The organism is Sphingomonas sp. 179-I 2A4 NHS, assembly GCF_045369135.1.
Lineage (GTDB): Bacteria > Pseudomonadota > Alphaproteobacteria > Sphingomonadales > Sphingomonadaceae > Sphingomonas.
In genome coordinates this window covers 1-26,919 of sequence record NZ_JBIQFL010000005.1, presented here as the reverse complement: position 1 = coordinate 26,919, position 26,919 = coordinate 1, and the positions used below count along the sequence as shown (strand labels likewise).

Below are 26,919 nucleotides of genomic sequence, written 5' to 3'. Positions count from 1 at the left end.
TCAGGCCCTGAGCGCCAGCCCCTGAAGCTCGCCATTGTTGCGCCAGTCGGCGAGCAGCGCGTTGAAGGCGTTGATGCCGGGCGCATAGGTCTGCCCCGCCTGGCCGCCCTCCAGATCGCCCTCGTTGTTGTAATAGCCGGGCGTACAGCTTTCGAGATAGGCGCGGTTGACCACCGACAGCTTCTTGATCGTGGTGACCCAGGCGTCCTGCGCCTCCGGCGTCGGTTCCACTTCGGTCGCGCCGCGCTTCTTCGCCTCCGCGATGATATAGGCGATGTGCTGCGCCTGATCGTCGAACATCGCGGTCATGTTCACCGACAGGCCGTTCTGCGACACGCCGATGTAGAACCAGTTGGGAAAGCCGGTGGTCGCGAAGCCGTGCAACGTCTTGTACCCGTTGGCCCAGTGATCGTGCAGCAGCACGCCGTCCCGCCCCTTGATGTCGAAGCCGACGCGGCGCTTGAACGAGGTCGTAATCTCGAACCCTGAGGCGTAGATGATGCAATCGACCTCATATTCGCGGCCATTGGCGACGAGCCCCTTGGGCGTGATCCGTTCCACCCCCTTGCTTTCGCTGACGTCGACCAGAGTCACGTTCGGGCGGTTGAAGGTCGGCAGGAATTCGTCGTTGAAGGTCGGCCGCTTGCAGAACTGGCGGTACCAGGGCTTCAGCTTCTCGGCGGTTTCGGGATCCTTCACCACCTCGTCCACGCGCTGACGGATACGGTTCATCTTGCGGAAGTCGGCGACCTCCGCATGGCGGATCGCAGCCTCCGGCCCCATCGTCTTGGCATTGCGGATCACGAAGGACTGAACCTCGCGGAAGATCGAGGTCCAATTGTCGTTGACGAGATCATGTTCGAACGGGCGGCCTTCGATAATGTCGGCGAAATTGTGCCGCCGTGCGCGTTGCCAGCCAGGTTCAAGTGACTGCGCCCATTCGGGATCGGTCGGCTTGTTGCCGCGCGTGTCGACCGATGAGGGCGTGCGCTGGAACACGTAGAGCTGCTTGGCATGGCGGCCGAGCGCGGGGATGCACTGGATCGCAGTGGCGCCGGTGCCGATGATGGCGACGGTCTTGTCCTCCAGCTTCCAAAGGTTTCCGGTCGTGTCGCCGCCGGTATAGCCATAGTCCCAGCGGCTGGTGTGGAAGCTGTGCCCTTCGAAGCTCTCGATGCCGGGGATGCCGGGCAGCTTGGCGCGGCTGGCGGTGCCGAGCGCGGAGACGACGAAGCGCGCGCGGATCGCATCGCCATGATTGGTGCGGATCACCCAGACCTTTTCCGCATCGTCCCAGGCAAGTTCCGACACGCGCGTCTGGAACAGCGTGATCGGGTAAAGATCGTAGTGTTTCCCGATCCGCTGGCAGTGTTCGTAGATTTCGGTGACGTAGGAATATTTCTCCTTGGGGAGGTAATTCAGTTCCTCGAGCAGCGGCAGGTAGCAATAGCTTTCAATGTCGCATTGCGCGCCGGGATAGCGGTTCCAATACCAGGTGCCGCCGAAGTCGCCGCCCGCCTCGATGATGCGCAGGTCAGTGACGCCCTTTTCCTTCAGCCGCGCGGCGGCGAGCATGCCGCTGAACCCGCCGCCGATCACCGCGACCTCTACGAAATCGCTCAAGGGCTCGCGGGTGAAGCCGGGTTCGACATAAGGGTCTTCCTCGGCGTAGCGGGCGTAGTCGCCGGACAATTCCTTGTACTGCCGGTCGGCATCGGTGCGCAGCCGCTTGTCGCGTTCCGCCTTGTAGCGCGCGCGCAGCGCCTCGATGTCGAAATCAGCCTCGAGCGCCGCCTCCTGGGTCTCGCCGTTGCTCATCGTGCCTCTCCAGTTTCTTTGTTTGTGTCGCTGCCCCGTCGCTATTCCTCGGCGTAGGCAAGGAAATCGGGCTCGTAGGCGCGCTCGGGATCAGCGCGGACGCGGCGGTCGAGCCGGGTCACATCCTCACCGACGAGGATTCGCCAGCGATCCGCCTTCACGCCATCGAGGATGATAGTGGCCGCCTGCGCCGCGCTGGTCGGCGCCAGTTCCTCGAACCTTTTGGTGAGTTCGGCTTGCGCCGCCTCCAGCGCGGCATCGTCCATCGCCTCGGCGTTCGGGATACCGACCGCCTTCAGATGCTGGCGCAGCTTGCGCCGGCTCGCGTCGGTGAGGACATCGCCCGACAGGACGCGGCGCGAGTTGCGACCGATCGGGGTGCCGACGCCGCCGGGCATGACGATCGACGCCTTGATGTGCGGGGCATAGTTGCGCAGGTCCGTCACCAGCGCCTCGGTGAAGCCCTTCACCGCGAATTTCGCCGCGCTGTAGGCGGTGTGCGACACGCCCGGCATCAGCGCCGCCCAGAAGCCGTTGGCGCTCGATGTGTTGACGATATGCCCTTCGCTCGCGCGTTCCAGCATCGGGAAGAAGGCGCGGCAGGAATAATAGACGCCGAACCAGCAGATCTGGAACACGCGGTCCCATTCGGCGCGGTCATCGAGCACGAAGCTGCCGCCGCCACCGATGCCGGCATTGTTGAAGAGGAGGTGAATGTGATCGCTCTGGTGATCGCGCGCGACCTCCGCAGCGAAGCGCGTCACCTGATCCTCGTCGCCCACATCAGCAATGTGGCTGGTGATGCGCACGCCTTGGGGCAGCCCGTCAGCCTCGCACAGCGCCATCGTCTCGGCCATCGTTTCGGCGAACAGGTCACACATCGCGACGCTGGCGCCTTGCGCGACGAGCTGGCGCACCAGTTCGCGGCCCATGCCGGTGCCGCCGCCGGTGACCACCGCCAGCTTTCCGCCGAAATCCTTCATCGCGATGCTCTCCTTGTCGTGTTGGCGCGGCGCCGGATCACGCGGCGGACGCCGCGGCCTTGGGGTGGAGGCGCAGGAAGCCGGGCGCGCGCATCGTGTCACCCGGCTTCAGCTTGGTCGCCATGTCGGGGAAGTTGGGCAGCGACTTCGCCGCCTTGGGATCATAGTGCGTGCGCTCACCGAAGAAGCGCAGCGTCAGCGTGCGGCGGCGCTGGCCGGGGCGCGTCGGCGCGCCGCCGTGCATGGTGCGGAAGTGGAAGAAGATGACGTCGCCCGGCTCCACCGCCCAGGAGACGATGCGGTGCCGGTCACGCTCGCCCTCGACGTCGGGCAGGCGCGGGAGCGGCAGGCGATCGTCGATCGGGCGGGTGTCATCCTTCGGATCGAAGGCGGAGGTGTTGTACATCGGGCCAAGATGCGAGCCGGGGATGAATTCCAGGCTGTCCCCGCGCACGAGCGGATCGAAGGTGATCCAGGCGACGGCATTATCCTCGCCATCCATCGGGATGTACGAGCCGTCCTGATGCCAGGGCGTACGCCGCGTATCGCCGCCTTCCTTCAGGAACACCTGTTCGTAGATGAACCAGACGGGGTCGCGGCCCCAGAGCTGCGCGCACGCCGCCGGGATCGGCGAGCTTTCCAGCATCTCGCGATAGCCATCGAGCACATTGGGGTGGAAGGAATCGTTGTAGAACAGCGGCGTGCCGTCGCGCTTCAGCGCGGGGGCGTTGCGCGGCGTGGGGTTGGCGAGGCTCCATTCCCACGCCTTCAGCGTGGCGGCGAGCTGATCGGGATCGAGCAGGCCCGGGACATGGACCACCCCGTCCCGCTTATAGGCAGCACGCTTCTCGGCCCAGTCGACGACCATGGCATCCTCTCCCGTCTTTTCGGGAGAACATATAACACGATCGACTTAGAACCTAATCCCAAATCGCGGAGCTGCCTGGCGGCTCGCCAATCAGATCACCGGCTTGCCGCCCGTCACCGCAATTGTCGCGCCCGAGACGTAGCTCGCCTCGTCGCTTGCCAGCATCACATAGGCAGGGGCGAGTTCGCGTGGCTGCGCCGGCCGGCCGATCGGATAAGCCTGGCCGAACTCCTTCACCTGATCCGGCGGCATGGTGGAGGGGATCAGCGGCGTCCACACTGGACCGGGAGCGACGCAGTTCACGCGAATGCCCTTTTCCGCCAGCAACTGCGCCAAGCCGCCGGTGAAGTTCTGGATCGCGCCCTTGGTGGTGGCATAGGGAAGCAGTGTCTGCTTCGGATTGTCGGCATTCACCGACGTTGTGTTGATGATCGCCCCGCCCTCGCCCATGTGCGGCACCGCGGCCTTCGACAGATAGAACATGGCGTGGATGTTGGTGCGGAACGTCATGTCCCACTCCTCGTCCGGAATGTCCTCCAGCTTCTCGAACGTCATCTGGTGCGCGGCATTGTTGACGAGGATGTCGATGCGGCCGAACGCCTCCACCGCATTGTCGACGATGGTGCGGCAATGCTGCGGCGAGCCGATATCGCCCGGGACGAGCACGGCCTTGCGCCCCGCCTTCTCGATCCAGCGCGCTGTCTCCTGCGCGTCCTCGTCTTCGTTGAGGTAGGAGATCAGCACGTCCGCGCCTTCGCGCGCGAAGGCTATGGCGACCGCGCGACCGATGCCGCTGTCGCCGCCAGTGATGATCGCCTTCTTGCCGGCGAGGCGCCCGTGGCCCTCATAGCTTTCCTCGCCATGATCCGGCCGCGGGTTCATTGCCGCGGTGGTGCCGGGCACGGGTTGCTGCTGATCGGGGAACGGGGGCTTGGGATCGGCCATGTCGATGCTCCTTGTTGCAAGCGCTGCGCTCGTGGCAGCAGGACTGACACGTGCGCGAACACGCTGATGTTCTGGGCTTTCGCTGCGAACCATCGGCGCGCGGGCAGGGTTCCGAGCTGAACCGGCCGTCTTAACGTAAGTAAGTTGGTCAGGCCGGCGGGAGCGAACGGCGGCCCAGCGGCCGTTAGAACTGCTTGCCCGTGCCCAATCGCGCGAACCAGGCCGAGTGCATGCCGTCCCGCCGAAACAGCAGCTGGGCCCGATCGGACAGAGGATGGTGGTGGCGCCGGTCCACCCTCCTCTCGCTTTGACGGGGCCTCATTCGCGCCTCTGCACCCGCCAACGGCTAGGTGGAATTGCGAAGCGCCAACCGGCCGAGATCAGCGTAGCGATGCCGTCAGTTGCAACCCGTTATAGTTCATACGGAACCTGACAGGTGCTCCGGCATGGCTGATGAAGGAGCCGGATCGTTGACCCAGCGCGACCCACCGCAAGCCATGCCCAGCGCCGGTGCTGGCGTCCGCGGAGCCAAGGGCAGCCGCCGGGAGGCGGGGAAGGAAGAGCGTCGCCGGCGCATCATCCAGACGGCGCGCGAGATGATCCGCGAATCCGGCAGCACCGGCCTTTCGATGCGGGCGCTTGCCGCCCGTGCCGGAGTCAGCCTGGCGACACCCTACAACCTGTTCGGATCGCGCGGCGCGGTGATCCTTGGCGTGCTTCAGGACGTGCGCGAGTTCCAGGCGCGGTTCGCGGGCCTGCGCGACGCCGATCCGCTGGAGCAGATCTTCGCCGCGGTCGACCTCGCCGTCGCTTTCTACCTCGCCGATCCGCCGTTCTACAAAACCTTGTGGCGCGAGGTGTTCGCCGCGTCCGGCGAGGTGCGCAAGGCGATCTACAACCCCACGCGCGCCGCCTTCTGGCAGCATCTGGTGGACGAGGCCGCCGCCAACGGATCGATCCGGCCGGAGATCGACCCCGAAATGCTGCTGACACAGCTCGACCATCAGTTCCGCTCCGTGATGCTGGACTGGGTAGCCGGCGATCTCGCGCCAGACGCCCTCGGCCCGACGATCCGTCTCGGCTACGCCCTGCTGCTCGCGGGCGCGGCAAGCGATGCCGCGCGCGACGGCCTGATCGCGCGGGCCGTGCAATGCGAAGCGGAGCTTTCCGCTACAGCGCCGGCAACCTCAGCGCCTCCCGGTTGACGGTGATCGAGACGTAATCGGCACGCGCTGTCGCGAGCCGGTAATCGGCGTCGAGCAGGCGGATGCGGGCATCGGCGGCGGCTTCCTCACGCAGGTTGACGATCAGGAAATCACTTGCCCCCAGGCCGAACCGGCGGCGCTCGGCCTGGGCCATGCGTTCCGCCAGATCGGCTTCCTCGCTGGCCAGCGTCACCAGCCGCGCTGCCGCATCCACCGCAACGACGATGGCATTCACGTCGGCCGTCACCTGATCGACGAGCATCCTGCGCCGGCTCTGCAATGCATCGATTTCCGCCCGCACCTCGGCAACCTTTCCGCGCGCGACGCGGCGTTGCAGCGGCACCGAGAAGCGAACGCCGGCGATCGCGTCGGTCCCCTCACGCGATGGGCCGCCCAGACCAATCGGGCCGAGATCGCGCGCGCCTTCGGCGAAGACGTCCACCTTGGGACGCAGCTCGTTCTCGGCGAGCATCAAGCGATCCTCCGCCTGCCCGATCCGGGCCATGATCGTGTTGAAGTCCGGCCGATCGGGCAGGTCCATGCACCCGCCGTTCGCGGCGCGCGCGGAATTGCCGGCAGGGCGTCCGGAAGCCGGGCAGAATCGGGGACGATCGGCGTGCCGTTCGCGTCGCGGTAATAGAGCGAAAGCGTGTTCGCTGCCGTCGCCAGCTCCAGTTCGGTCCGCACCACCAGGGCACGCCGTCGTACGATATTCTGCTCGTTCTCGGTTTCCAGGATACGCGGCTGTGCGCCCAGCGCCACTTGCCGGCCAATGCTGGAGCGGCGCTGCACGGCAAGATCGAGGAGGCTACGGTAGATCGCGAGCCGCAGCCCGGCGGCGACCCAGGCTTGATAGGCCTGCAGCGCCCTGCTCTGCACGCCGATCGCGACCAGCTCGCCTTCGAACCGGGCGATGTCGACGTCCGCCGCCGCGAGCCCCAGCCGGGCGCGACGCTCGTCGATCAGTCGATCGCGCATGAGGGCGAAGGTCGCCCCGATCTTCACCTCGCCCCGGCGATTGGTGTAGTTGCGATCCTCATAAACCGGGAAGGCGCCGCGTGAGAGGCGATAGGCGCCATAGGCCTCGCCGCCGTTATTGCTGAGCGGGCGCGACAGCCGGCTCTCGACGACGCTCCCGTCATAATAGCCGCTCAGCCGGCTGCGCGCCTCGCCCTGGAACACCGTGTCGAACGCCCCGGCCGCGGAGAGCTCGCGCCCCTCTGCCGAGCGAACCCGCGCCAGCGCCTCGACGATCTGCGGCGAATGCGTGGCGGAGGATCGCAGTACCTCGTCGAGGGACAAGGGCGCGACGCCTGGCTGCGCGATCACTTTGGCGGGCAACAGCAAGGCCGCGGCGAGAAGCAGGAAGCGCCTCATTTCGCCTTCACCTTCACGATCGGCTCGACCTCGCCGGCTGGCTTGGCGTCGCTTGCCGGGCGGCGGAACTCGAGCGGGAAATCATTGAGCTGCCGCCACAGTTCGTAGCCGACCGAGACGGTTTCCATCTGGATCCAGCCGCGTGCCTTGGCGCCGACGCGGGCAAAGTCCTGATCCGGCCATGGCGGAAAGCCGGGACGGGGCTCGACGAGCACCCGGAACAGCCCGGTGGTCTGCGGCGCCGGATCGATCGAGCGCACGCGTCCGTCGAACATACCCCTTGCCACCGACGGCCAGCCGCTGAACTGGATGGCGGGCCAGCCTTCGAACTCCAGCCGCACCGGTTGTCCGCGCTTCACGAGTGGCACGTCGCGCCCGACGACCATCAACTCGACGACGCGGACCGGCGCTTCCGGTGCGAGCGTCGCCAGCAGATCACCCGCGCTGACCAGCGTCGCGCCAGCGGCGGCATTGATCTGCTGAATCCGCCCGTCGCGCGGCGCATAGACGGTCTGCACCGACTGGCGCTTCAGCGAGATGTCGACCCGCGTCAGCTTCGCGCGCGCGTCTGCGATCCGGGCCTGGCGCTCGGCCACGCCAATCTGGCGTGCCTCCAGGTCGCGCTGCGCGATCAACCCTTCCTCCAGCAATTGCCGGGATCGGTCGACGTCGACGCGGGCCACGGCCAGCGCCTGTTCTGCGGCAGCGATCTCCGCCACCACTTGGTCACGCTCGGCCGCCAGGCGGGTGAGCAGATCGGGATCGTTATCGACGATCCGGGCGATCGGATCGCCGCGGCGCACGGCCTGGCCATCCTGCACGTACCAACGCTCCACCCGCCCGGGCACGAGCGCGGTAATCGCCTGCACCCGGTCTCCGGGGTTGAGCGCCGCGACCTGACCGGCGCCTGCAGCGGTCTGAACCCAGGGGACGGCGAACAGCAGCACCGTCACCAGTACCATGCCGATCGCCAGCATCCAGCCGATCGCGGTGAGCGCCCGGGGCGGACGGAGCGACGCCAGCGTCTGGAAGTGCGTAATATGTTCAGCGCGGAAGGGCATCGTTCACCTCCACCCCACCAGTTCGGGCGGCAAGCGCCTCCGGATTCGCCACCCTCTCCTGTCGCTTGCGACCGAGCCACAGATAGCCGTCGAGCGCGATCTCCTCCGGACGGTTGGAGAAGAGCAGCACCGTCGTTTCGCTGGTGCGAAGCTGATCCAGCGCCGCAGTCAGGCACGCCTTGGGCAGCATGTCGTACAGCGGCGAGAGCATCAGCACCCGCGGCCGCCGGAGCAGCGCCGCGGCAAGTTTCAGCGACATCACCTCGTCGATGAGAAGAGGGCTGCCGGACGCGGAGAGCATGGTGTCGAGCCCCTCGGGAAGCTGCGCGATGCGCGTTTCCAGCCCGACCAGCGCGATCACGTCCATCACCGCCGCGGGAGGCGCATCGGGCTGCGCGAGCCGAAGATATTCACGGATCGTAACCTCGACGATGCTCGGCCGATCGAGCACGGTCACGTCCGATCGCAGCAGGTACATGTCGAGCGCCTCAAGATCGGCGCCACCAACGATCACCATGCCCCGATCGGGATGAACATGGCGCTTCAGCAGCAGCGCGACGGCATGATCGGCGCCCGGTTCGGCCACGGCGACCAGCCGCTCCCCGCTATCGAGCTCGAAATCGAACCGGTCTTCGCCGAACGCCACGTTGCGCAGCCGGACCGACCCGTCCCGCGGACGGCGCCCCTCGTGGCCCGCAGAGCGCTCCTGGGGGATCGCGTAGAGCAGCGACAGCTCCTCCAGCGATCCGGCAAGATCGTAGAAGGACTCCACATAGATGCCGAGCTGCGAAATGCCGTAGAAGACGCCCGAAAGGATCAGTTCGGCCGCCACCAGTTGCCCGATCGAAAGCTGGTTCTGGATGATAAGCCAGCCACCAAGCGCCAGCAGCGCCGCGCTTGCCACGGCATAGAGCAGCATGAACGCGATGTTCTGCGTGAAGGTGTAGCGGAAATGATGCCGGTGCGCCGCCACGTAAGCGGCGGTCATCGCGTCTGATCGATCCATCGCGAACGACAGGTGGCGATGCGACTTGTAGAAGCCGTTGGAACTGCCGACGCTTTCCAGCCACCGGGCGGCATCATGCTTGGCATGGCTGAGGCCGACCGCGGTTCGCACCCCGCCGCCGACGCCCAGTTGCCAGATCAGCCAGATGCAGAACATCAGCAGCAGATTGAAGGTGAGGAAGAAGGGGTGATAGAAACTCGTCACCGCAAGGCCGACCGCGGCCTGAAGCAGGATAGCAAAGCCGCCGATCAACAGGCTGGGAATCGCCTTCTGCACGGTGATCAGATCGAAATAGCGATTGAACAGGTCGCCGCGCCGTTCGTCGTTGAAGAACGGGTTTTGCGCTTGAACGGCGCGCAACGTGATCTCGGCCACGACCCGCGCAAATAGCCGGCGTTCAAACAACGCCATCAGGTGAATGCGGCACGCCGATAGTGCGACGAAAATCAACAACAGGATGAGAAGGATCATCGACAGCGTGAACAAGGGCGCAGGAAGGGCCGTGTTCGCAACTGAATTTATCAACAATTGAACAGATATAGGCGTCGCCAAGGATAACAAACTGATTGCGATGCCGTAGATGATCGCCATCCTCATGAAGGATGCGTCCGGCAAAAGGATCTGCGTGATCCACCGCCGAACATCTTTCAATCCTAACAGTTTGTTACTTTCCGTTGCCAAGAGACACGCTCCAGATTTTTTAAGCCTCCCCGAGGTCGCGGGCCCTCAGTCTCTGTTGCTGAATACGTTAACCGAAAACTTGTCGATCTGGCCCATCAGGCATCGACAGACTGCAAACCGGAACGCCGTGTTGATGCGATCAGCGCATGCTGTGGTCTGTTCAGCCTTGTCGAGGCGCGTTTCCGCCGGTTGCACGACGTTCCTGTCGACGTCGCGATCCGCCACGCCACGAGCTGGCGCTGAGATCTCGGGGTGGCGGGCGGGCGCCGAGGCGTTATGAAAAGAGCGCCTCTGATGTCAGCCCGGCACGCTGCGCCCTGTTCCGGATGCTGGAGGTGGCGACAGCGGGAGGCCTGGATGCAACAAAGCCCCGTCCGATGAGGGACGGGGCTGTTGTAATATCGTTGGTTGCGGGGACCGGCATCGATCACAACTTGCAATCGACGCCGGTAAAGATGGTTGCGGGAGGCTGCAACCACCATTACTTGCGACCTACTAACATCCATTTTCCTATCAACGCCAAATCCAACTCGGGGAGAATGGTTGCTAAAAATAGCAGCTTTCATTCCGTCCTATTCCGAACAGCAGCGTGAGTATCGGTTACACTACAATTCAACCGCCACGTCTTCCCGGCGAAAAATCCGGCACTGCGCGCCGAACGCGGTCAGCGCAGGTTCGTTTGTCATCTATCACCTCTGACCGACCTGGAACGGGACGCAGGACATCGCCATGCAACTGCGCCCTCAGTTCCAGCCAACGCGCCTTGAGAACCTGCCAGTTGTGATCGTCGTATGTGCCACTGACGACAACAGGGTGAACCCGAATGCGGGGCGGGAGACCATCACCATGATCCCTCCATTTCCGCCATTCGCGAAGCCAAAGACTGTTCTTGCGATCCACACGCCCAATCTGCTGCTCGACAATGCCGGGATTCCACTCCGCGTGCAGTAGAATCACTGTGCGACAGGCCTCATGCAGATTCAGGCCCTCACGCCCGACGCGGGATTGCGCGAGGAGCACCATCGGCCAACTGGACGACCGGTTGAATGCAGATTGCAGCATACGCCGCGTTTGCGGTGCGGTTGCACCTGACATCATCCTGGCGAAGTTGCCCTCGCGCCCGGAATAATCGTTCAGCCAGGCATCCAGCCGGGCTTTCTGCGTATCGTTGTTCTCTGCTTCATCATCGCCGGCAAGCTCCAGGAGCAGTTTTTCGAACAGCCCGAGCATTTCCCGCCCCGTCCAGGAAGCGCCCGCAACTTCCCGCCTGCCACCAAGTGCCTCGAGCAAAGCCCCGAATTGAAGGTCTTGTTTGCCGTCCTCATGGCGCAGAATCTCTGACAGAAATGCAGCAGCTCCTCCCTCCAGCGCAAGGTCTTCCAACTCCCGATGAAGCCGTGCGAGTTCAGCCCGTCGCTCGCTCGCCCACTCCTGATAGCGGGTTTTCAACATCACATCGATTTCGTCGACCCCACCCGCCACCGCAAGATCAGGATCTCTCATCGCCGCAATGACGGCTGCTATATTGCTTTCCCCGATCCCACTGGCAGGCCAGTGCTGTCCGTCTCGCAAACGACGCAGCATCTCACGCGCGTCCAGCAGTCTGGTCAGCACATTCATCGGCGTCAGGAACCTGCCGAAGACGAGCACTTTCTCGCCGGCCCGTGTATAGGCCTCGATTTGTCTCACTGCCGCCAGGATCGCAGGGTGGCTATAGATGTCGTTGCTCTCAGCGGTAAAAGCTTCCGTCCAAAACCCCGCCGGACCAACGAGGTTTGCATCTGTCATGCCAGAATGGCTGTCTTCCTCATCCTCTCCAAAGCCGAACCCATACCCCTGGGCAACGGCGAGCCTGACCCGTTTCACACGCGGATCATCCTGAGGGAGTAACGACAGCGCCTCAGCCGCACAAAAGCGGCGCAACCAGTCACGGGTAAAACCCTCTGCCTCCGGTGAAACCGGGATATCGGTGACCTCACGATAATCACCATGACTGTCTTTGAAGACGCAGAATTCGGGGTCACTTCGTTTGTCCCGGCGCAGGACGTGTGGTCGCAATGCTGCGTAGAACTGCCGGGCGGAGGTCTCGAATTCCCCGGTCAGCGTCTCGTCCAGTTCTTCGGTTTGAATCCGACGAACAACATCCACATAGCCGGTGATCCATTCCGTCAGCTCTGCGAGCGCAGTAATATCCTGATCATCATCGCGACCATTGAGTCGCTCCAGCGTGTCGATCCACTGGCTGGAGTCCAGCTCGACCGGGGTTGCGGTCATGCCCAGACGAAAAGGATCATCCGCTTCCCAGCTTACCGGGCCGAGAATGCGCGAAAGGCTTGAATCTGCGCCGCGCGCCTTGTGGGCTTCGTCAACGACTATGAGATCAAACTGACCCAGGCCATAGCCGATCAGCGGCAGGATCCTGTTCTTGTAATCGTCCGCCGAAAGCCATTTCTGATCGCCGTTAATGGCATCGCGCGGCAGTTCGTGGTCCAGAATCGTTTGGGCAATGTGCTGCGCCGCACGGCGACTGGCATATACATAGCCCACCTCACCCGAATGGAAATTTTCGCGCATGAAGTTGCGCCGTCGGCCGTCAATCAGGCGGGCGACGTTGGGTAAGAGTTCCCGGCGCCAGCCTCCAGCGGGGCCTTCTCCACGATTGGGAAACTGCATGTTCGCGAAGGAATGAGATATCATTATGATCTCTTCGGCGGCCCAGCCGTTCTCCGGCAACTCACGCTGCTTGCGGCGATCCGAAAGCCACTCCTTATGGCTGTGTAACCGTCTTGCGCTCCCCTCCGCATCGGTATCGTGCAAAAAACCGGAGATGAAACCATCATAGCTGCGCAGCGGCAGCAATGTCTTGTCGTCGGTGTTGAACCGTTTCAGTTCCTGTTGCCATTGTGCCCCAAGGCCCGCGGGCAGAACAATGGCGCTGCGCCCGCCCGCCTCCCGCACCGCTGCGATCAGCGCCGCCGCAATGCGGGTCTTGCCCATACCCACCTCATCAGCCAACAGGGCCGAGCGTTGGCCCGCCCGGATACGGCACGCTAGTTCTGTGACACTCGCCTTCTGGCCATGATCTAGCACGGTATCATCAGACGTCCCTGCGATACGATCCAGAATGCTCGCGACTTCGTTCCAGTCCACCATCACGCGGCCTCCCGTTCCCAGAGCGATGGGTAAGCGCTGAGCTCCCACGCGACGGACACTACCAAAAGCGCATCTCTCAATAGGTCTGGCGAAACCCCTTCCGGGCGCATACGCGGATCTGCCAGAGCAGGCAGAGGATTTGCCCTGGCGTTCCGGAAGAACTCGAGCATCGTTTTTTCGCGAGACGCGATAGCGCAAAGTTTCTGTTGCAACTCCCGACACCACCTTTGCCAGTCCCGCGGGTCCAACCTTGCCTGTGTCTCACAAAGACGCACCAGAAGTTCCATCATCCTGCGAATGGGATAGGCAGCTGGCGGAGCTTCGGTGGTATCTGAGGCGTCGGTGAGCGGCTCTTCGCCTTCCTCACCCTCATCTTCGCTGTCAGCATCACCAGGCTCGGGAAATGAGCCAAGGCTGGCAAGGATATCTTCGACCGACATATCGGAGGGGCGAGCGACAACAAGTGCGCCGGAAGAAATGACAGGCAGCCGCCAGCCGCTCTCCGCGAGGGTCACAATCGCTGGAGCCGGTGCAGGCCATGGACAAGGTGTCTGGGCCTGAGCCGCATCGACACCAATCACCATCACCGATTTGTCTTCGGGGGCCGAGAGCACCCCGTCTTGCCATATAAACCACGCAACTGGCGGCTGGGTTTCTGGCTCATCGGGGCGCACAAAGCCTTCCCCTTGCTGCAGGGCCTCGGGCGTCACCACATCAGTGAACTGGATCGGAAAAACAGCGGCGATACCGTTCCGCGTGTCTCTGCGTCGCGGCCATTTCAGTCCTCCCGGCAGATCGACGATCACACCTGCCTCAAGGTTTCCCCCGGCGCTTGCGGCACGCTCAAACCCGTTCATGCTCAGATTGCCGGATCCAAGATAAGCCCGTCCCGAGGCCTCGGTCTCGCCCGACGCCAGCACCACAAATTTTGCATGCAGGCACCCATCAGTTCCATGCAAGACAGAGCGCGGAGGGCGCAAGTTCCAGCCTGCGTCAATCAAGGCACCGGCCCGGGCAGCAAGCCCCTGACAGGAGGACGGGTTGAGAAACAGGTCGAGAGCCGCTGTTTTCGTCAGGGATTTCTCCTGCACCAATGCGCGGCGCAGTCGCTCTGGCAGGCCAGCAGCACCATCGCCGTCGCTCTCGAAATAGCCAGACCCGAGGATGAGACGGTCGGCCTTCTTTTTGGTACCCAGGCGCTCGACCACCTGAGGAAACAGCGCCTGATTGCGGCTGTCGATGAAGCGGGGACGCGCGGATGACGTGGGCAAGGCTGTGATCGCGGCCTCCAGCAGGGCGTCTGGCCGGTGCCCGTCAAAACTGCGTTCGATCAGGGCGCAATCTGCCCGCTCGCGCAGCCATCCAAACATCTCATGCGCAGCGCGGATATCGGCAATGTCCTGTGCGTCAGGCACAGCAGAGTCCAGATCGATCGACCAGAACAGGTCGATGCTGCGAGTAAGCGGATCCTGTGTCCAGTTCCCCGTGCTGACAGCGAGGCGAATGACATAGCCATCTCCGCCGCGCTTGCGAAAACCCAGAAGCGCCACCTTGGCATGGAGAAGGTTGTAGCCGCGTCCCTCGAGGCGCATCCACATCCAGGCAAGTCCCGGAACGTCCGAGATCGCATTCATGGTTGGATGGATGAAGGCGGCCAGCACCGGGCGCGCCATCTCGCCTGTGAATGTTCGGCGGATCTGCCCCAGGACCTGCCGCGTCGCGGTGAAGCCGCACATAAGACCAAAGTCGCCATAACAATCTTCGGGCGGCATGAAGAGGGAGTAGAGCGTCGTGTTCTGCATCAGACGGCCTCCGATCCCGCGTCACGGCTGCCCGGGTTCACCTTTCCGGACAGCTCTGTCACCAGACAATGAAGATTGTGCAGCCGGAAAAGCTGCGGCGCGAAGGCCTCGTCCTGAGGGGGCCGGTTCTCGTCCTGGGTCTCCGAGCTGCCCCGCAACTCGCTCGCAGCCGGCCCGAGAAAAATGTGGCCTTCGCGCTGACAAATCACGGTAGAATCGCGCTCGGCCAGCCTCTGGATCAGCTGTTGATCGGACAGATGTCGGATTTCCGCGATAAATCTGCGGCTAGTCTCCTCATTGCCCTGATCGACAAGCGCGCCTTTTGCCGAGGCCAGATCTCGCAATTGTTTCAGCGGCTCGGCGGCGACTTCGGCTGCCTCCGCTTCTGACAGGCGCACAGGCTGATTATCGTCGCGAAGCTTCAGCAGGTGCTGTTCCAACTGGTCCAACACCGTCAACGCGGCATCGCGAATATCCATAAAAGCCGCTCCGGCGCGCAGATCCGACCAGTGATCCGGCGCAACCCCCGCCAATGCGGTTTCCTGGTCCAAATGCGTGGAACTGGGGCCCGTGCCGAGGCGCGCCAGCTCCCGGCGCCGGGTCGAGCCGGGATCATTTCCGTCGAGCAATCGGGCAAGGATCAGTTTACGCACCGCTTCCGGGACAGCCCCAACCGGGGAAAGCACTGCTAGGGCCTCCTTCAGGCCATGTGGCTGTCTGCCATGCGCCCAGGCACCAAGCAAACGGCGCGGTTCTTTCATCGCATTCAGCTCCAACAGCTCTCTGCCAGCGCTATGTATGCGGAACGCGCCGTAGCGGCTGCCCTGCACGAACCCGAGTGCGACCAGAGGCTGCACCATCGCCATGCGGATCGGCTGAACCACATAAGTTCCGCGACGCCTGAGATTGTGGAAACTGCTATCCTTCAAGCCCTGCATCTTCCTCGCCCCTCGCACGCGGCGATCCTGCGGGCCCGCGATGACTTCAAGCATGACGCGCGCTTCGACCGCGTTGCCGACAGGCAGTGCCGGCACACCAAGTTCCTCGGCGATAGAGATCGCCAGAACCGACCAAAGGATGGGCATGGGAAACCACATGCCGCCGATTCCGGGGACCGCCCGGTCATTGAAATGACGAACCGCCGCCGCAAGCCCAAGGTTCTGCTGGCGTCGTTGCGAAACCACGGTATCGGGCGCAAGTATTCCCCAGGGCATCAGTTAACTCTGGCCTGTGCGCAAGCTCCCGCTGACGCGCCCTCATCTGCCAGTTCCAGCCAACCGTGATCGACCCAGAACACCGCCACGCCCTGCAGCGGATGCTGCGGGTATAGTCCGGCCAACAGTCCGGCATAGCTGGAAAGCTGTGGCCAATAGGGGCCAAACCCGTCACCGCCGCCGCCGGATTTATGGTCGATCAGCATCGCGCCTGCCGGGCCGATGGCGAGAAGGTCGAGGGCACCGGGGATCTCTGCACCCTCGGGCGTGTGGCCAAGCACCGGAATCTCAGCGCGCAGATCCGTATAGCCCTGATCGGCAAGCCAGGCTTTCAGCGCCGTGGCGCGCTCGGCCACTAGCGCAAGAGTGGCGTCGTCAAGCCCGGTCGCGAGAGGCAAAGCCGGGGCCAGATCGGGCCGGGTCAGGTATGTGCGCAGCGCCAGATGCAGTGCTGTGCCGCGGTAGGCATCGTTCAGTGCCTTTGGCCAGGGTGCTCCGATGTTGATACGGCGGGACACGGGCGGCACCCCCGCACTACGGGTTTGCGAGGGCTGCAGCCGCCAGGGCGTTAGCGGTGTCACGGGCAACGGCGCAGCGGCACCGAATCGCAGCGCTGACGCTGCCGCACCGCCTGCGTACTCGGTAAATCCCGCCTCTTCAGGCAGTTGCGTGATCAGCGCCGGGCAATCCACGCCATTGATGCGCAGGCTGCCCGCCCCGATCTGCGGCGCGCAAGTATCGGACAGGATATGAAACAGGTTCGTAGCCTCGGGCGCGTCTTCTTCGCGGTCCTTCAGAAAACCCGGCCATTCCAGCACCAGCCGGTCACGGGCACGGGTCAGAGCGACATAGAGAAGGTTTTTCGCATTGGCTTCAAAATCGGCGCGACGGTCTTCGATGAAACGGCGGGTCGCCTCGGGCGCGGCAAAGCCGGGCGTTTGGATCAGGCTCGCGGACCCCAGCACCACCGCCATATCGTCGATGCGGTCCAAGGCATCGAAACGGGTCGCAGTGGCCCCCGCACGTTCCTCGATACCATAGTCGAACTCTGCGACGACAGTGATCGGCCATTCCCGCCCTTTGGAGGCATGCCAGGTGACGATCTCCACGGCCTCGGCGCTGTTGGCGGAAGGATCGGGATGACGGTCGAAATCGCGCTCGCCCCCACGGGCGTCGAGCCAGCCGAGAAAGACCTTGGCAGTCTCGCCGTGGAACCCCGAGGCGGATTTGAGATCGCGATGCGCGGCTTCGAACTCACCCGCCTCAGCCTCTAGCCGCAGAAGATCGGCGCGGGACTGGGCGGCATCGGGCTGACGTTCGGCCCAGAGACGCAGGTCGGCGGCATCCAGCACCAGATCAAGCCCCGCCCCCACTGGCGAGCGGGCCAGAATGTCCGAGAGCGCGGCCAGCAGCATCAGCACCGGGTCATCCACCAACCGCCCTTCGATCTGGGCGGATAGCGCCTCCTGCAAGGGCAGCGGGTCCGGGCCAAGCGTGCGCAAGAGCAGCCCGGCATGGATATCCGCCGGATTGGCGGCAAAGGCCAGCGCGGCGCGGGCGGCAACAATCACCGGGCTTTTCGCCCAGCCATCCTCGGCGATCCGCACCGGAACGCCGCGCGCGCGCAATTCCTCGGCATAGCGGGCGGCGGTGGTGTGGCGGCAGACCAAGAGCGCGATATCCGAAGGCCGCGCCGGCCGGACGGCCTTCGTGTGGCGGTCGGTGATGGTCTCAGTATCAGTCAGGATACGGGCGATGCGCTCGGCGATGTGTTCTGGGGGCTGCGAATACTTTTGTGAGCGCCGTCCCTGCGTAGCGTTCAGAACCTCGATCGCGGGAGCTGCGACCGCATCGCGGGTCGGCGCCAGCGGGTTATAGCCCTGCCCAAAGAGGCCAGCCCCCATCGCATTGACGAATTGCATGATGGCTGGGGTCGAGCGCCAGTTGCGGTCCAAAGGCTGGGTCGCATCGGGATTTGCCGCCGCCAGCGCTGTCGATAGGCGCGGATCGGCACCCTGAAACCCCATGATCGACTGTTTGACATCGCCCACCAGCAGTGTGCGCGGCGCGTGCTGGCCCAACTGCCATAAAAGCGCGAATTGCACGGGGTTGGTGTCCTGGAATTCGTCGATGATGACGCAGTCGATCTCGTCCAGCACCGCTTGCCGCACGGCGAGGTCGGTGCGGAGCAGGTGCTCAGCCCCGGTGATCATGTCAGCAAAGTCGATCAGGCCGAGCGCCTTCTTGCGGGTCTCATAGGCCGCCATCACCTCTTGCGCGCAGGCGATCAGGCAGGACAGGTGCAGCTTAGCATCGGCCAGCGGGCCGGGATGGCAGGGCAGCACATCCGCCGCCGCCATGATCGCCGTGGCAAGGTCGTCATATCCCGCAGGCGTCTTGCTGGAGCGGTTAGAGATGAACAGGCTGCGCAGATCGTTCCAGACCTGCCAATCCCAATCCAGAAGATCGGGCGCGCGATCAACACGTTTGAAAAGCGCGAGGTTTTTCTCCAGCTTCTCGACATTGGTTTTGGCGGTGATCCCGGCCATGCCTCCCTCGGGAAAGGCTGCGATCATGACCTGCACGGCCGTCTGCAACGCGGTGGTCGCGGCGATAGGTTCATCCAGAACCGGCCCGTAAACCGCATCCAGCCGCGTCAGTGCCGGAGCGATCAGGCCAGCGTCGCGCCCCTTGTCCCCAAGGCCGCGCAAGAGGTCGATCATCGATAGCACCCGGGCGCGCAAACTGTCTTCGACCGTCTCGCCCTTCACGAAGTTCGGGGCGTAACCGAACCGCTCGGGCGCGGCCTTGATCGGGTCCAGCGCCTTGGCATGTGCCAGTGCCTGACGGATCAGCAGATCCCGCTCGGCATCGCCCAGATGACGCGGCTGCGGCGAGGCGCCAGCCGCCAGAGCATGTTCGGTCAAAAGCCGCAGGCCCAGTCCATGTATGGTCGAGACATAGGCGCGCTCGACCGCCATCGCCTCGGCGACCAGTCCATCGGCCAGAAGGCCGGCACGGATCCTTTCGCGCAACTCGCCAGCCGCGGCCTCGGTAAAGGTGACGGCAAGGATACGTTCGGGCCGGACAATGCCGCGTTTCACCCAATCGGACAGCTGGGTCTTGATGCGGTGGGTCTTGCCCGCGCCGGCACCCGCGGGAACGATGACCAGACCTTGATCTGCATTGACGGGGGCCATGGTCATTCCTCCTCGAGCGTGCGGATGAAGGCGGTGACCAGGGCCGAGCCATCGGTCAGCGCATAGGGGGTGAAGCCGGCTTCTTTCTTGAAGAAGGCCGCATCCTCAGAGGTGTTCAGCACGACCCGGCCTGCACCAAGTTCGGCCAAGCGTTCCGCCAGCTTGGCTACCGCCCCGGCATTCACCGCATCGCCCATGTCGCGAGCGGGCGAGCCCTCGGGCAAGACCAGACCCGAAGTCAGCAGCCCGCCATCATTCATCAGGTGATAGGCGACCGCCACCTTGCGGCCGATCAGCGGGTCCATGCCGTCACCCTCGCGCCGCATGGGCCGCGCTATCATATCGGCGTAAAGCCCTGCCTGCAGATCCCAGCCCGCCTCCATCCGCTGCCGCCGGCCCTTGGTGCCGCTTTTCTTGTGATCGATGATCAAGAGCGCACCATCAGGCAGTTCAAGGATCGCGTCGGCCTTGCCATGCAGATTGATGCCATGCGCCTCACCGGCCAGCCAGATTTCATTGCCGATGATCTTGGCATTGAGCGCCAGCAAGTGGTCGCGCCAGCGCAGGGCCGCCGCCATGATCTCACGCTCCAAACCGCGGCGCTCCATCTCCCATGACGGGCTGCGCAGATAGCCCGCGTGACGGGTGAGCGCGCGGTCATAGGCCTCGGGGATCAGTTCTGCCAGCGCCTCGGTTTCCGGGAACGGCTGATCCTTCAGGAAGACATGCTCAAAGACATCATGGGCGATATTGCCCCTTGCCATCACGTCGAGTTCTTCGGTCGACCAAGACATATCCTCGGCCCCAACCTCGGCCAGAAGCCAGGCGAGCGGGCTGACAAGCAGCGTCTCGAGCCGTGAGGGCGATTGCGGTTTGGCGGTGCCGTCATCGCGCCGACGAAGGGACAGAAGGTGATGCCCCGGGAAAGTAAGCTCCTCAGGCAATTCCGCGGGTTCCGACACCGGCATCAGATGGTGATACGCAATCGGCCATTCCGCAGGGCTCTGACGCGACAGATCGGTGATCAGATCGCTGGCATCCTCAACGCCCGCCACCGCCCGCGCCACCAGCGACAACCCGGCCGAAGGTTGCAAGCGCCCGCCCGCCAGATCGCGCCATGGGATGAGGAAGGTGACGCTGCCGGAAACCGCCTGAAGCTGTTGATCAAGTAACGCGAGGCTTTGCGCCAGCCCCTCGGCCCGACCGCGAAGGTGAACGCCGGTTCCCGCGTGTATCGCAGCGATCTCGCTGTCAAGAAACAGCGGATTGGCACGCGGGCGAGTTGGGTAAAGCCCGTCGGTGAAATCGCTGACGATCAGATGGCGGCATGGGCGCCACGGGCTTTCATGCGCGGACCAGAGGCTGACGCCTTCAAGATTGCGGTCGGGGTCCGCAACCATGGGCGGCGCGATCTGAATGCCACGCAGGATTATCTCCCAATCCGGCGTGCCTTCGCCGGGGGGGACAGTCAGCCGCGCGCGGACCTGATCGCCTTTTCCGATCCGCTCGCAGATCCGGTCCAGCAGGAATCGCAGCTGCGGCAAGCTGCCGGCCGAGGCGCTGATATCGTCCCACAGTTCCTTATGTGCGGGCGTGTCCGTGAGGATGGCGCCTCGGAAATCGCCACCCATGAGGCTTTCGGCAAGATCGCGTCCGGTCTGTGCCGCCCAGGGCATCAAAGGAGAAAGCGCGAGGCTCGCCAAGACCATAGCCGGAGTTGGCGGTCGCTTGGCCAGCGCCAGATGTAGCGCGGTCTCGCCAATGACATCTCGCTCGGGTAATTGGCCCGGAAGGCCCGAGAGCGGCACTCCCTGGGCTGAGAAAGCGCGCGCGATCTGGCGCAGATCATCGCCCGACAGCACGGCGATTTCACGGGCCGAAACGCCGGACTCAATCAGCGCCCGGGCTTGGGCGGCGGCGAAATCGGCGCAGGCAGCGGGATCGCGCAGACCATAGAACGCGAGGCTGTCATCCAGAACCCCGGCCTCGATATCCTGCGCTGAAACACCGCCCTGCAGCGCGTGCAGACGGCTGCCGATTGCGGCCCGGGGCGTATAGGCGCTTGCGGGAACAGTGCCGAACTCGTCCCGCAACCGGGCAAAAAGCGCCTGCAGCGCCGCAGGAGCTAGAGGATCCAGCGAACCTTCAACCACCGGCAACGAGCCCAGGAACGCCCCATGCGGCAGGGCCAGCACATGGGAAATCGGTGCCAGCCCCTCTGGCAGCGCATCCCCCAACCTTTGCCACAACGCGACCAGCGCCAAGAGATGCCGCTTGGCGCGGCTGTCTGGCAGGTGATCGACGTTCGGCACCTTCAGATCCGGCGTTGCCAGCACAAGATCCGTCAGCGCGGCGGTCACCGCCGAGATCGTCTCGACAGGCGCATTGGCAAGACTTTCGGCCCAGACCGGGTCAGGCGCCTCGGCAATGGCACGCCCCGGCGCCCATTCGGCAGAAATGGGGGCAAGGGACAATTCGGCAAGACCGGTATCGGTTAGGCGGTATTGCAGGCCGGAGCGCGGATCAATGACGAGGAAGGGGTAGTGCATGAATGGCCTGCAATCTGCTGATCAGGAAAACTGTAACGAGGATGAGGGCTTGGGCATCGAGGTCGACTTCTCGCTTCCCGCCGAGCGCGTAGCCGGACCTGCCCCGCCAACACGACCGACGAAGCTAAAGGTTCTCGACATAAGTCACGTAGAAACCACGGACCATCCGGTGCTCCTGCATCCGTTCTCCGAGCGAGAAACCGTTCATCTTGCGAGGCGTTGGCTGGAAAATATCCAATCCGCGATCCAGAACCATCTTCCAGCCGTTATCCGTCGTGATGTCGCGTGCATGGAGAGTGCCGCTCCCATCAAAGGCCCATGTGAAATCGACGCCCGTGCCTGTGCAGGCTTCAGCAATCCCGTCCAAGCACTCTCGCTGCTCCTGGATGTTCCCATCGTCCGGAGCCGTGACAAGATGCACAGCGATCTGATCTTCAGGCTGTTTACGCCGGATTAGCATCTCGATCAGTTCCATCACGTTGCGTGCCTGATGGAACTTCCGGATATAGGGGTCTGTGATGATAATCCGCGTCGCACCATCCGTCCAAGGACCAAAGATCTTGTCGAAACTGATGCCCTTGCGGTTTTCTGTGAAAACGACATGTCCGGGAGTTGGGGGTGAGTGCGGGGCAGCGGCAACGGCAGGTGCTGCGGAAGCAGCCACCGTTGAGACCGGTTCTGCCGTTACCAACCCAATCTCTCGTTGATTCACACCTTCACTTCCATCGTCGGTTGATCGACGGTGGTAGAACTGGGGGAACTCCTCTTCCTCCAGCGTGGCGACGGCGCGCTTTGCGCCATCCGACGCGATGTAATGGAAATCTGCTGCCTCAAAGGTGCTGTCGATCCGCAGGAGCTGATCCTTCACCCGCTTTCGGCATTCAATCGCAAAGCGCAGCAGTTCTTCAACTTCGGCTTCAGTCTCGCCTCCATTCGGGAAGATCAGCTTCAGCAGACCTGACATGGTCTTGTTGATCGCCGCACGGTCCCGGATATGGGTCTGAACCGGAATGGTGAAATAGCGATCTGGCCGGTGTGAGAAATCCTCCGCACGCAGATGGCGCAGGATTTCGGCCAGATAGTCGACGATGAACCCATAGCCAGATGTGAACATCTCGCCCCGGATGATATCGACCTCCCATCCGGGCAAATAGGCGTGCAACCGATCGATAAAGGCGCTGTCGTGGAACTGCGGCGGCAGAGCCTCGAACAGGTCCGTATTTTTCAACATCCATGGGACATTATGATCCGTGTTGCCGACGAAGGCGAAGCTGGCCTCGGCACCCATCGGATTTACACCGCGCGAGAACTGCTTGTTCGCCATGTAGTTCTTCATGATATCGACAAGCGCCTTGTTGGCTGTCTTCTCACGGCCTGCAAACTCATCAAAGGCCACGACGTCCCAATAACCCACCAACCCAATCCGCCCATTGGAGTTGTTCACGAAGAGCTTGGGAACCGTAACTTCGCCGCCAGAGATCAGCTGACCATGGGGTGAGAACTCGGAATAGATATGCGATTTGCCCGTACCCTTGGGACCAAGCTCGATGAGGTTGTAGTTCCGCTCGACGAAGGGGACCAGGCGCAGCAACTGCAAAAGTTTTGACCTGCGCCCGAACAGGGACGGATCAAAGCCGATGCTCTGCATCAGCAGATCGATCCATTCCTCGGTGGTGAATTTGTCACGCGTTTCGCGATAGCCGTCATAGTCGACGCGGGCGATCTGGATCGGTTTCAGCGTGTCGATGATCCAGGGAGAAATCCGGCTATCTTCCGAAAATTCGTACTGCACATCGGCGATGCACCAGATACCCGTTACCAACAGTTTCGGGTGCGCCTTGACCGTGGCGCTGTCGATCGCGACGCGCTTGATCCCTAGGTTTTCGAACACCGCCTCATAGGCATCGGTCTTTTCGTTTAGCGCCACGCTGACCTGATCGATGACCTTGTAACGGCCGCTCTCCTTGATCGTCGACTGGACCAGCCCCGCTTCGGAACGATGGACGTAGTGCTTGCGCAGGATGTCCTTGACCGTCTCAATGCCTGTCGCAATCGAGGCTTCGTCGTCGGTCGCGCAATATTGGCCGAGCAGGTATTCGAGCACATAGGTGGGAACAATGGCGTTCCCCTTCACGGCCTTCACCAGGTCCTTGCGAACCACGAAACCGGCAAAATGTTCGTTGATCTTGTCATCAAGGGTCGACATCGGCACCTCAGAAATCGAAATCTGTGCTGATCCCGCGTTTCAGCAGCAGCGGCTGCGATGCGTGATCTTCGAAATGGCTGGTCTTGCCGATGCGCTTACGCAGCTTCAGGAAGACTGTCTGATTGTTATAGGCGTCCGCCGCCTTGGACAGCAGGAAGCTCCGCGATAGCTCGCGCTCACGCGGGTTCTCGGACGCGAAATCGAATTCCAGCTCGGCTTCGTCAGAGATGAGCGTTCCATCGTTGGCAAAGATGGCTGCATGCACCTGCTGGGGCTGCTGCTTCTCGGTCACCGGCTCTGCCTGATAGAAGGTGACCTGGATCTGGCCCGTGGTGATCTGGGCACGGGCTGGCGGAATGATCTGCACCGACACCTGTCCGACATCCTCCTTGCGCTGCTTGCCCACACGCAGGACCGGCAGGACGATCTCCTGCAGGCTTGCTCCGCCATGGACAAAGCGGCTGCCTGATCCTTTCACGCGCAGGCGGTTGATCGAGTTCGGGATCAGGATATCCTGATCGCCTTCTAAGCCAAGTTGGGCAGCTGTGAACTTCTTCATTCCGCCACCGCTGTTGAGGCCCCGGCCGATGACGAAGCGCCGGTTTCGTGTAACGATCTCGCCTTCCGGCTCGCTCAGCGCGAAGCCGCTTTCTTCCAATGCCTTGTGCTGCCACAGAAACCCGTGATCGGCGGTGATCAGGATGTTCGAGAAATTGGCCGAGGTCAGCTTGCGCACCAGCTTCACCAGATCCTCGACGGCGGTCTCTGCCGCCGCGGGAACATTCTCCTCGGTGGCGAGCTTGTCGCCGATCGCGTCAATCTGATTGTGGTAGAGATAGAGGATGTCATGATCCCGAAAGAGGTCCTTGCCCTCCGACGAGCCAAGGTTCATGAAATCCTTCGCCGCCAGAACCTTTACCCGGTCTCCAGCCCTACCAGCAGCCAGCGCCTTTTCACGAGCGGCGGCACCCATGGTGCTCTCGCCGTCCAGAAGCACCAGATCATTGTCATCGCGGATCGCCAGTTGCCGGTGCGGCAAGAGCGCCGCCATGCCGAGCTGGGTATAGCTGGGCAAGGCCCCGATCATCGGCTTCAGATCGGCATCGAACCGGTTGAGCTTGCGGATCTCGCGCAGCGCCTCTTCGGCCACCTCATAGCGCAACGCATCCGAGATGATGACGACGACCTTCTGGTCTTTGCGCCTGAACTCCGCGGCCTGTTCGCGGTAGAAATCCATCTGACGCGGGAAGCCCGGAATCGCCCAATCCGTGAGGCGGGCAACCTGATCCTGCCAGGCGTCGTTCAGTTTCAGCACGAAATTCGTAGTGTAGCGATTCTCGACCGCCTCATAGAGCGCGGACAACAGGCCCGACTGCCCGCTTTTCTGCATGTGATAGATGAACTTGCGATAGAGCTGGTCCAGCCGGAACCAGCTTGCGGAATAGCGCTTCACGCCATCGGACAAGCTGGTCATCGTCAGGTCGGCTTCGGCCAGCGCCTGCTGGAACTCGGTCGCATAGCCGATGGCCTGATAGACATCGGCGTAACGGCTATACCAATGGCTCTGGCGGCGGTCGCGCACCCATTTCAGCACATCTGTCGCCGGCAGGCTCTGCTGGGCCAGCCCCTCAACGATGGCGACAACAATGCGCCGGTCCACTTCCTCGAAATGGTCATGCGGGATCAGGGCGCGAAAATCGCGAGAGGCCAGATCATCCCTGATCTTCAGCACATCCTGATAATCGCCCGACAGCTTCTCGAACGTCTCACCCCACCGGCGTGAGGCGCTCCAGCGACGGAACATCAGCGCGGCATCGGTATTCAGGGACGCAGTCTCTCCCATGGCCCGCGCCCAGGCGCTAGAAAACAGCGTGATGGCAAAATCCTGAAAATCCGGCTCGGAAGCCGCATAGCCATAGCGCGCCGAAACCTCTTTCCAGAAGAACTCCGCCAGCCCGATCCGATCCACCAGCTTCAGCGCGTCATCACGGTCTTCGGCGAGCTCGGCCAGCAACGCCTCGATCACCGTATCGAGATCGCCATCCGCACCAGCGCAGACCGCCAGCATCTTGCGGCGGACATCGTTGGCGCTTTGCGAGGGCCGCTCGCGCTCGATCGTGCGCAGCGCTTCCAGCCTTTTGACTGAACGGTAGAATTCGGCGTGATCGCGCACGGCGGCTTCGTATTTCGCCGGAATGCCGAGATCCGCGACCCAGATAGCTGCCTGATCGGCGCGAAAGATGGCGCTGGCCAGTTGTACATCCAGCAGCCAGTTCTCAGGCATCGGCGGCTCGGGGCCGTCCTTGTAGAGCAGAAACCGCCCCTTTGGTTCCTTCCGCAGCATGCGGTATTTCAGGCCGAATTCGTTGTTGGCGATCTCCACCTTGGTCACGTCGGGCAGGTCCACCGCATCGAACGCCCCGCGGAGATCACGGGCGGCGTCATACCAGAAGACGATGCGGTGCCCCTGATCCTCATAAAGGCGCATCAGGCCGGCGGTGATGCGGTCAGTCATCCGCAGCCTCCAGCCCCTTGATCGGCTTCAGAGCACCGGCGAACAGCGGATAGTTGCGCTTCACCCCGTCATCGAGATCGATGGCGATCTTCTGCTGCGCCATAGGATAGACGACTTCGCGTTCCCATTCGGTCAGCTCGGCGATCTGCTTGATGACCGTGGCCGTTTCCTTCTGCGCCTTTGTTTGTTGGGCGGGCGTAGCGGCAGGATCGACAGCCAGCTTTTCCAGTCGAGCGCGCTCGACTTCAAGCTTATGGATTGTCCGCCGTCAGCACCTATGGCACAGATTTGAGGTTGTGAATTAAGGAGGGTTGGGGCTTCGTCGTAGTGACGAAG

At 63.0% G+C, this 26,919-nt stretch carries 17 protein-coding genes; 1 reads left to right on the top strand and 16 read right to left on the bottom strand.

The window, feature by feature from the left end; all coding sequences use genetic code 11:
• The 4 genes from ACH0CP_RS10380 to ACH0CP_RS10365 all read right to left on the bottom strand — a co-directional run bounded on the left by ACH0CP_RS10380 (position 1) and on the right by ACH0CP_RS10365 (position 4,614).
• Entirely contained in the window at positions 1-1,818 is a 1,818-nt protein-coding gene (locus ACH0CP_RS10380; protein ID WP_406888867.1) for a flavin-containing monooxygenase, read from the bottom strand.
• Positions 1,819-1,859: 41 nt separating this feature from the next.
• Complete coding sequence (locus tag ACH0CP_RS10375; RefSeq protein WP_406888870.1) at positions 1,860-2,801, bottom strand: SDR family NAD(P)-dependent oxidoreductase; 942 nt, start codon at positions 2,799-2,801, stop codon at positions 1,860-1,862.
• A 37-nt stretch (positions 2,802-2,838) separates the two neighbouring features.
• Entirely contained in the window at positions 2,839-3,669 is an 831-nt protein-coding gene (locus ACH0CP_RS10370; protein WP_406888872.1) for a phytanoyl-CoA dioxygenase family protein, read from the bottom strand.
• 90 nt (positions 3,670-3,759) lie between these two features.
• Entirely contained in the window at positions 3,760-4,614 is an 855-nt protein-coding gene (locus ACH0CP_RS10365) for an SDR family oxidoreductase (RefSeq protein WP_406888874.1), read from the bottom strand.
• Positions 4,615-5,084: 470 nt separating this feature from the next.
• Between ACH0CP_RS10365 and ACH0CP_RS10360 the strand changes: the two genes are divergently transcribed.
• Entirely contained in the window at positions 5,085-5,819 is a 735-nt protein-coding gene (locus ACH0CP_RS10360; protein ID WP_406893912.1) for a TetR/AcrR family transcriptional regulator, read from the top strand.
• Here the strand turns inward: ACH0CP_RS10360 and ACH0CP_RS10355 are convergent.
• The 12 genes from ACH0CP_RS10355 to pglZ all read right to left on the bottom strand — a co-directional run bounded on the left by ACH0CP_RS10355 (position 5,785) and on the right by pglZ (position 26,583).
• Positions 5,785-6,360 (bottom strand): TolC family protein, encoded by a 576-nt coding sequence (locus tag ACH0CP_RS10355; protein WP_406888878.1) that lies wholly within the window; start codon positions 6,358-6,360, stop codon positions 5,785-5,787. The genes ACH0CP_RS10360 and ACH0CP_RS10355 overlap by 35 nt on opposite strands.
• Positions 6,291-7,196: a TolC family protein gene (locus tag ACH0CP_RS10350; RefSeq protein WP_406888880.1), complete on the bottom strand. Its 906-nt coding sequence runs from the start codon at positions 7,194-7,196 to the stop codon at positions 6,291-6,293. The genes ACH0CP_RS10355 and ACH0CP_RS10350 overlap by 70 nt, the downstream gene beginning before the upstream one ends.
• Positions 7,193-8,257: an efflux RND transporter periplasmic adaptor subunit gene (locus tag ACH0CP_RS10345; RefSeq protein WP_294444578.1), complete on the bottom strand. Its 1,065-nt coding sequence runs from the start codon at positions 8,255-8,257 to the stop codon at positions 7,193-7,195. Before ACH0CP_RS10345 ends, ACH0CP_RS10350 begins: the two co-directional genes overlap by 4 nt.
• Entirely contained in the window at positions 8,241-9,674 is a 1,434-nt protein-coding gene (locus ACH0CP_RS10340; RefSeq protein WP_406888882.1) for an ABC transporter ATP-binding protein, read from the bottom strand. The genes ACH0CP_RS10345 and ACH0CP_RS10340 overlap by 17 nt, the downstream gene beginning before the upstream one ends.
• Positions 9,661-9,897, bottom strand: coding sequence for a hypothetical protein (locus ACH0CP_RS10335; protein ID WP_406888884.1), 237 nt, complete (start codon positions 9,895-9,897; stop codon positions 9,661-9,663). Before ACH0CP_RS10335 ends, ACH0CP_RS10340 begins: the two co-directional genes overlap by 14 nt.
• A gap of 659 nt (positions 9,898-10,556) precedes the next feature.
• Complete coding sequence (locus tag ACH0CP_RS10330; protein ID WP_406888887.1) at positions 10,557-13,097, bottom strand: DEAD/DEAH box helicase family protein; 2,541 nt, start codon at positions 13,095-13,097, stop codon at positions 10,557-10,559.
• Complete coding sequence (locus ACH0CP_RS10325) at positions 13,097-14,899, bottom strand: hypothetical protein (protein ID WP_406888889.1); 1,803 nt, start codon at positions 14,897-14,899, stop codon at positions 13,097-13,099. Before ACH0CP_RS10325 ends, ACH0CP_RS10330 begins: the two co-directional genes overlap by 1 nt.
• Positions 14,899-16,113: a hypothetical protein gene (locus ACH0CP_RS10320; protein ID WP_069709534.1), complete on the bottom strand. Its 1,215-nt coding sequence runs from the start codon at positions 16,111-16,113 to the stop codon at positions 14,899-14,901. Before ACH0CP_RS10320 ends, ACH0CP_RS10325 begins: the two co-directional genes overlap by 1 nt.
• Positions 16,113-19,313 carry a UvrD-helicase domain-containing protein gene (locus ACH0CP_RS10315; protein WP_406888891.1) on the bottom strand — a complete coding sequence of 1,067 codons (3,201 nt, stop codon included), beginning with the start codon at positions 19,311-19,313 and terminating at the stop codon, positions 16,113-16,115. The genes ACH0CP_RS10320 and ACH0CP_RS10315 overlap by 1 nt, the downstream gene beginning before the upstream one ends.
• 2 nt (positions 19,314-19,315) lie before the next feature.
• Positions 19,316-21,862, bottom strand: a complete 2,547-nt coding sequence (locus tag ACH0CP_RS10310) for a PD-(D/E)XK nuclease family protein (RefSeq protein ID WP_406888893.1) — start codon at positions 21,860-21,862, stop codon at positions 19,316-19,318.
• A 124-nt stretch (positions 21,863-21,986) separates the two neighbouring features.
• Complete coding sequence (brxL, locus tag ACH0CP_RS10305; protein WP_406888895.1) at positions 21,987-24,068, bottom strand: BREX system Lon protease-like protein BrxL; 2,082 nt, start codon at positions 24,066-24,068, stop codon at positions 21,987-21,989.
• Between the two features lie 7 nt (positions 24,069-24,075).
• Complete coding sequence (pglZ, locus tag ACH0CP_RS10300) at positions 24,076-26,583, bottom strand: BREX-1 system phosphatase PglZ type A (protein WP_406888896.1); 2,508 nt, start codon at positions 26,581-26,583, stop codon at positions 24,076-24,078.
• Positions 26,584-26,919 lie beyond the last annotated feature (336 nt).

Bases quoted from the DNA above. Each gene is read 5' to 3' on its own strand.
- ACH0CP_RS10380 (WP_406888867.1), bottom strand. From the start codon at position 1,818: ATGAGCAACGGCGAGACCCAGGAGGCGGCGCTCGAGGCTGATTTCGAC.
- ACH0CP_RS10375 (WP_406888870.1), bottom strand. From the start codon at position 2,801: ATGAAGGATTTCGGCGGAAAGCTGGCGGTGGTCACCGGCGGCGGCACC.
- ACH0CP_RS10370 (WP_406888872.1), bottom strand. From the start codon at position 3,669: ATGGTCGTCGACTGGGCCGAGAAGCGTGCTGCCTATAAGCGGGACGGG.
- ACH0CP_RS10365 (WP_406888874.1), bottom strand. From the start codon at position 4,614: ATGGCCGATCCCAAGCCCCCGTTCCCCGATCAGCAGCAACCCGTGCCC.
- ACH0CP_RS10355 (WP_406888878.1), bottom strand. From the start codon at position 6,360: ATGGACCTGCCCGATCGGCCGGACTTCAACACGATCATGGCCCGGATC.
- ACH0CP_RS10350 (WP_406888880.1), bottom strand. From the start codon at position 7,196: ATGAGGCGCTTCCTGCTTCTCGCCGCGGCCTTGCTGTTGCCCGCCAAA.
- ACH0CP_RS10345 (WP_294444578.1), bottom strand. From the start codon at position 8,257: ATGCCCTTCCGCGCTGAACATATTACGCACTTCCAGACGCTGGCGTCG.
- ACH0CP_RS10340 (WP_406888882.1), bottom strand. From the start codon at position 9,674: ATGGCGTTGTTTGAACGCCGGCTATTTGCGCGGGTCGTGGCCGAGATC.
- ACH0CP_RS10330 (WP_406888887.1), bottom strand. From the start codon at position 13,097: ATGGTGGACTGGAACGAAGTCGCGAGCATTCTGGATCGTATCGCAGGG.
- ACH0CP_RS10325 (WP_406888889.1), bottom strand. From the start codon at position 14,899: ATGCAGAACACGACGCTCTACTCCCTCTTCATGCCGCCCGAAGATTGT.
- ACH0CP_RS10320 (WP_069709534.1), bottom strand. From the start codon at position 16,113: ATGCCCTGGGGAATACTTGCGCCCGATACCGTGGTTTCGCAACGACGC.
- ACH0CP_RS10315 (WP_406888891.1), bottom strand. From the start codon at position 19,313: ATGGCCCCCGTCAATGCAGATCAAGGTCTGGTCATCGTTCCCGCGGGT.
- ACH0CP_RS10310 (WP_406888893.1), bottom strand. From the start codon at position 21,862: ATGCACTACCCCTTCCTCGTCATTGATCCGCGCTCCGGCCTGCAATAC.
- brxL (WP_406888895.1), bottom strand. From the start codon at position 24,068: ATGTCGACCCTTGATGACAAGATCAACGAACATTTTGCCGGTTTCGTG.
- pglZ (WP_406888896.1), bottom strand. From the start codon at position 26,583: ATGACTGACCGCATCACCGCCGGCCTGATGCGCCTTTATGAGGATCAG.